Origin of the sequence: Pseudomonas sp. (genome assembly GCF_049645325.1) — a bacterium.
Lineage (GTDB): Bacteria > Pseudomonadota > Gammaproteobacteria > Pseudomonadales > Pseudomonadaceae > Aquipseudomonas.
In genome coordinates this window covers 1-5329 of record NZ_JBARTQ010000587.1, presented here as the reverse complement: position 1 = coordinate 5329, position 5329 = coordinate 1, and the positions used below count along the sequence as shown (strand labels likewise).

6 protein-coding genes are annotated in these 5329 nt (G+C 62.3%); 4 read left to right on the top strand and 2 right to left on the bottom strand.

Translation table 11 applies throughout. From position 1 onward, the window contains the following. Positions 1–24 precede the first annotated feature (24 nt). Entirely contained in the window at positions 25–831 is an 807-nt protein-coding gene (locus WBB95_RS24760; RefSeq protein ID WP_424489960.1) for a hypothetical protein, read from the bottom strand. Between the two features lie 99 nt (positions 832–930). Next, positions 931–1893, bottom strand: a complete 963-nt coding sequence (locus WBB95_RS24755; protein ID WP_424489959.1) for an alpha/beta hydrolase — start codon at positions 1891–1893, stop codon at positions 931–933. Between the two features lie 143 nt (positions 1894–2036). On the opposite strand from WBB95_RS24755, the gene aroC reads away from it, so the two are divergent. The 4 genes from aroC to WBB95_RS24735 all read left to right on the top strand — a co-directional run. Beyond that, complete coding sequence (gene aroC, locus WBB95_RS24750; RefSeq protein WP_424489958.1) at positions 2037–3128, top strand: chorismate synthase; 1092 nt, start codon at positions 2037–2039, stop codon at positions 3126–3128. A gap of 73 nt (positions 3129–3201) precedes the next feature. Further along, entirely contained in the window at positions 3202–4365 is a 1164-nt protein-coding gene (locus WBB95_RS24745; protein ID WP_424489957.1) for an MFS transporter, read from the top strand. Further along, positions 4362–4892, top strand: a complete 531-nt coding sequence (locus tag WBB95_RS24740) for a 1,2-dihydroxy-3-keto-5-methylthiopentene dioxygenase (protein WP_424489956.1) — start codon at positions 4362–4364, stop codon at positions 4890–4892. The genes WBB95_RS24745 and WBB95_RS24740 overlap by 4 nt, the downstream gene beginning before the upstream one ends. Before the next feature lie 210 nt (positions 4893–5102). Beyond that, positions 5103–5329 (top strand): helix-turn-helix domain-containing protein (locus WBB95_RS24735; RefSeq protein ID WP_424489955.1); only part of this gene is annotated, 227 nt, incomplete at its 3' end.

Genomic DNA, 5329 nt, shown 5'->3' with positions numbered 1-5329 from the left:
CTCATTTCATGGCACAGACTGGTTTTATCGGTGTGTCGCTATCCAGATCAACAACCCCGCCTGAAACACCGTAAACGCCACCAGGCACGTGATGGTAAAGCGCAATCCGCTGTCTTCACGCTTGAACTTGGTGACTTTTTCCTCTTCCTTGCGCAGCTTCACTTCCTGCTCCGCGAGGTTCTGCTCGGCTTGTTGCAGCATCTGTGCGGCTTCGAGGATTTCCACGAACTGCACCTTCTCAGTGTTCCAGCTGTCCAGCACTTCGCTGACTTTGCCCGGCTGCACGTTGCCCTTCAGGTGTTGCACATCGGCGTAAGCCACATCAAAACCCTGGATGCGCAGGAAGTGATCGCGGCGCAGGCGCGTGGCTTCGTTCAAGGCATCTTTGTTGGCCAGGTCGACGCCGTCAACACGGTAGTGCGACCAGCGTTTTTTCGCCCAGGCCGCGGCTTGGGCCACCAGAAAGCGCCCCACGCCACGGTTGGCCGGTTCGATTTCCAGGCTGTGGCCCGGGCCGAAATGCACGCGGTGCGTGTCGTGGTCGACCCAGATATCCAAGTGGTTTTGCTCGCGACGCACCCGTTGGCCGGGCAACTGGATGACCATGCGCAACAGGCTGCGATGTTTATCGTTGCGCTCGGCGTAGCCGAACTGCACAAACCGTAGCGGGCGCACGCCGGTGGCGCGATCGATCGCCAGGGGCGCCAGGCGCAGCATCTTGAAATGTTCGGCCTGTACGTCCGCCCACGGCAGTGCAGCTGCCTCGACGGCCTCGGTTTTTTCAGCCGGGGTGTCGGCGGTAGATTCGGGTGTTGCTTCGGTGGTTGTCATGCGGCGCGATCCTGTCCAAGCCCTGCGAGTCGACCGCCTTTTTGCCGTCGACTCTGGACTTATCGGCCGTTTTCTTCAGGACTGGAGGCAAATAGTCGCTTAACGGGGTTGAAGTCCGTCGATAAAGCGCACGATGCGCGTTCCCAGCTCGGCGGCGAGGGGCAGTTTCGGGTCGTTATAAGAGGCCAGTTGCTCCTTTACGTCCTTGGGCACGATGCGCATCACGTGGTTCATGCCCTCAATCACGGTCAGTTGCGCGTCGGGCTTGGCCTGTTTCAACTGCTGGGCATCGGCGACGCCGACCTGGATATCATTAGTGCCCTGGATAATCAGCGCCGGCATCTTCAGCTTGGCAAACGCGGCCGACGGATCAGCGCGGAACAGGCTGATCAGATAAGGCTGCACGGTGGGCCGGAAAATGCCTTCCAGCGGGCCTGGCACATCCGCATCCACCTGGCCGGCCTTGAGGTGGTCGAGAATCTCGTTGCTGCGCAGCAGCAGGGCAGGGGGCAGGTGATCGGCCAACTGTTGGCGGATCACCTGGTCCACCGGGCGGGCGCTGCCGGACAGGGAAATCACCCCGGCCGGGTCGAGCTGCGGCGCGGCGAGGGCCGCAACCAGTGCACCTTCGCTGTGGCCCAGCACGATCAGCGGGCCCATGCGTTTGTCGGCCTTGAGCAACTTGCCCCAGGCCACGGCGTCGGCTACATAGGCATCCAGGGTCAGGTTGCGCTCGTCGGGGGTGGCGGCCAGGCTGGCGGCGACACCGCGCTTGTCATAGCGCACGCTGGCAATGTTATTGCGCGCCAGCACCCAGGCCAGGCGTTTAAGGCTGTCATTGCGCGCGCCATCGGCGCTGTTGCCGTTGCGGTCGGTGGGCCCGGAGCCGGCGATGATCAGCACCACCGGCACTGGCGTGTCGGATTTGGGCAGTAGCAGCGAACCCGCCAACTCGCCGCTGCCGGTGTCGAGGCTGATCGGGCGTTGCAGCACAACGGGGGAGGCGGCGAAGCCAAGGCTGGAAAACAGGGTGAGGGTCAAAAGCAGAACTCGCAGCATCATCGCGCCATCATCAGGAAGGTGCCGGTTGGACCAACGTCTACCGGTAAGGTTTCGAGGATGAACTACTCGGTTAGCCTGCGTATACTGGCCGCCTTAAGTTATTACGGTTGACTTGATTCAACTGATTTCACGGAGCGCCCTGCATGTCCGGCAATACCTTCGGCAAGCTGTTCACTGTCACCACCGCGGGCGAAAGCCATGGCCCGGCGTTGGTCGCCATTGTCGACGGCTGCCCGCCCGGCCTTGAGCTCTCGCTGGAAGACCTGCAGCGCGACCTCGACCGCCGCAAGCCCGGCACCAGCCGTCACACCACCCAGCGCCAGGAGCCCGACGAAGTCGAGATCCTCTCCGGCGTGTTCGAAGGCCGCACCACCGGGTGCGCCATCGGCCTGTTGATCCGCAACACCGACCAGAAGTCCAAGGACTACTCGGCGATCAAGGACCTGTTCCGCCCGGCCCACGCCGACTACACCTATCACCACAAATACGGCGAGCGCGACTACCGTGGCGGCGGCCGCAGTTCGGCGCGCGAAACCGCGATGCGCGTGGCTGCCGGTGCCATCGCGAAGAAATACCTGGCCACCCAGGGCATCGTGGTGCGTGGCTACATGAGCCAGTTGGGCCCGATTGAAATCCCGTTCAAGACCTGGGACAGCGTCGACGACAACGCCTTCTTCAGCCCCGACCCGGACAAAGTGCCGGAGCTGGAAGCCTACATGGACCAGTTGCGCCGCGATCAAGACTCCGTTGGCGCAAAGATCACCGTGGTTGCCGAAGGCGTGAAGCCGGGCCTGGGCGAGCCGATCTTCGACCGCCTTGATGCCGAACTGGCCCACGCGTTGATGAGCATCAACGCCGTGAAGGGCGTGGAAATCGGCGCCGGTTTCGCCTGTGTCGCCCAGCGTGGCACCGAGCATCGCGATGAAATGACGCCGGAAGGTTTCCTCAGCAACAACGCGGGCGGCATTCTCGGCGGTATCTCTTCCGGTCAGCCGATCGTCGCGCACTTGGCGTTGAAAGCCACATCGAGCATCACCACCCCGGGCCGTTCGATCGACGTGCATGGCAACCCGGTGGACGTGATCACCAAGGGCCGCCACGACCCCTGCGTCGGCATCCGCGCCACGCCAATTGCCGAGGCGATGATGGCCATCGTGTTGATGGACCACCTGCTGCGCAACCGCGGGCAAAACGCCGATGTGCGCGTGAGTACGCCGGTGCTGGGCCAGCTGTGACAGTCGGGTGCAGTGAGCGAGTGTGTTGTGGTGAGCGAGCTTGCTCGCGCCGGGCTGCGAAGCAGCCCCCTGCATGACATCAGCCCTCCCGTACTGGCGCCTCTCCAGCTTCTACCTGTTCTACTTCGCCCTGCTCGGGGCGACCGCGCCGTTCCTGGCGCTGTACTTCGATCACTTGGGGTTTTCCAGCGCGCGCATCGGCGAGTTGGTGGCCATTCCCATGTTGATGCGCTGCGTGGCGCCCAACTTGTGGGGCTGGCTGGGCGACTACACCGGCCGACGCCTGGCCATCGTGCGTTTTGGCGCGGTCTGCACCCTGGCGAGTTTTTCGCTGATTTTCATCAGCAAGACCTACGCCTGGCTGGCCCTGGTGATGGCGCTGCATGCGTTTTTCTGGCACGCGGTGCTGCCGCAGTTTGAAGTGATCACCCTGGCTCACCTGCAAAAGCAGACATCGCGTTACAGCCAGATCCGTCTGTGGGGCTCCATCGGTTTCATCCTCACCGTGGTGATCATGGGCCGCCTGTTCGACTGGCTGAGCCTGGATATTTACCCGGTCGTGGTCGTGGTGATCATGGCCGGCATCATCGGCGCGAGCCTGTGGGTGCCGAATGCGCAGCCTGTGGCCCATGGCAATCGCCTCGCCGCTGAGGGTTTTTTCAAGCAATTGCGCAGCCCCGGCGTGCTGGCGTTTTATGCGTGTGTGGCGCTGATGCAAATGAGCCACGGCCCGTACTACACCTTCCTGACCCTGCACCTCGAACACTTGGGTTATAGCCGAGGTGTGATCGGCATGCTCTGGGCCGTGGGCGTGGTGGCAGAAGTGCTGATGTTCCTGGCCATGAGCCGCATCCTCACGCGTTTTTCGGTGCGCCGCGTGTTGCTCGCCAGTTTCCTGTTGGCGGCGCTGCGCTGGCTGCTGCTGGGCTCATTCGCCGAGTACCTCTGGCTGCTGCTGTTGGCGCAAGTGATGCACGCGGCCACGTTCGGCAGCTTCCACGCGGCGGCGATCGCCTTTGTACAGCGCAGCTTCGGGGACCGCCAGCAAGGCCAGGGCCAGGCGCTCTATGCCGCCCTTGCCGGCACTGGCGGCGCATTGGGCGCGCTGTACGCCGGCTACAGCTGGAACCTGCTGGGCCCGACCCTCACTTTTAGCATCGCCAGCGTTGCGGCCCTGGCGGCCGCCGTTATCATTGGCCTTCGATTGCAAGAGCCGAACAAAGGAACCGTGCAATGAGTTATGTAGCCGTCTACCACGTCGCCACGCCGGACACCCCGAACAAGGTACTGACCCACCTTGACGACATCGCCTCGACCCTGGCCGAGCACGGCGTACGGTTCGAGCGCTGGCAACCCGCCCCCATCGAGAAGGGCGCCAGCGACGCCGACATCATCGCCGCGTACCGGGCGCAAATCGACGCGCTCGGTTATCGCGAGGTTGAAGTCCTCAACGTCACCGGCGATCACCCGCAGAAACACGAATTGCGCGCCGGGTTTCTCGACGAGCGCCGTTACAGCGAAGACGAAGTACGCTTCTTTGTTGCCGGCCAAGGGTTGTTCAGCCTGCATATAGGCGACTGCGTGTACGCCGTGCGCTGTGAGAAAAATGACCTGCTGATCATTCCGGCCGGTTTGGCGCACTGGTTTGACATGGGCGAGAACCCGCACTTTGTCGCGCTGCGTCTGTTCAACACGGCCGAGGGCTGGGTGCCGGTGTTTACCGGTGACGAGCGTGCCCGCGATTTTCCAGGGCTGGACGACTAACTCAGTCATCACGGGATCTTCAATCGCGGCATGTTGGAAGTTGCCGTGGGAAGAGGCCTGATTATCTGTAAGACGCGGCTGTTTATTCGGCGCCTCATGCTTTCATTCGATTCACTGTGTAACTCTCTCCAGCCCCAATGTTTATGCCACCTGTCAATAGGAGGAATCCGAAGGGTGGTAAGGCATCCGCTAATAACAGGAGAGAGATTGATGAGTGGCCGAGAGGAGTCGTGTCGTACGCCGGTTACCGGGCCCGTAGCCGTTAGACCGCACTTGAGTTTGCGCGGTAAACCCCTCACGCCGACCGAGTTGGCAATTCTGCGCTGGGCGGCGGAAGGCAAGACAGTCTGGGAGATCAGCCAGATTCGCGCCACGTCCGAAGCCACGGTGAAATTCCATTTGCGTAATATCTACGCCAAATTGGAGGTCACCAACCG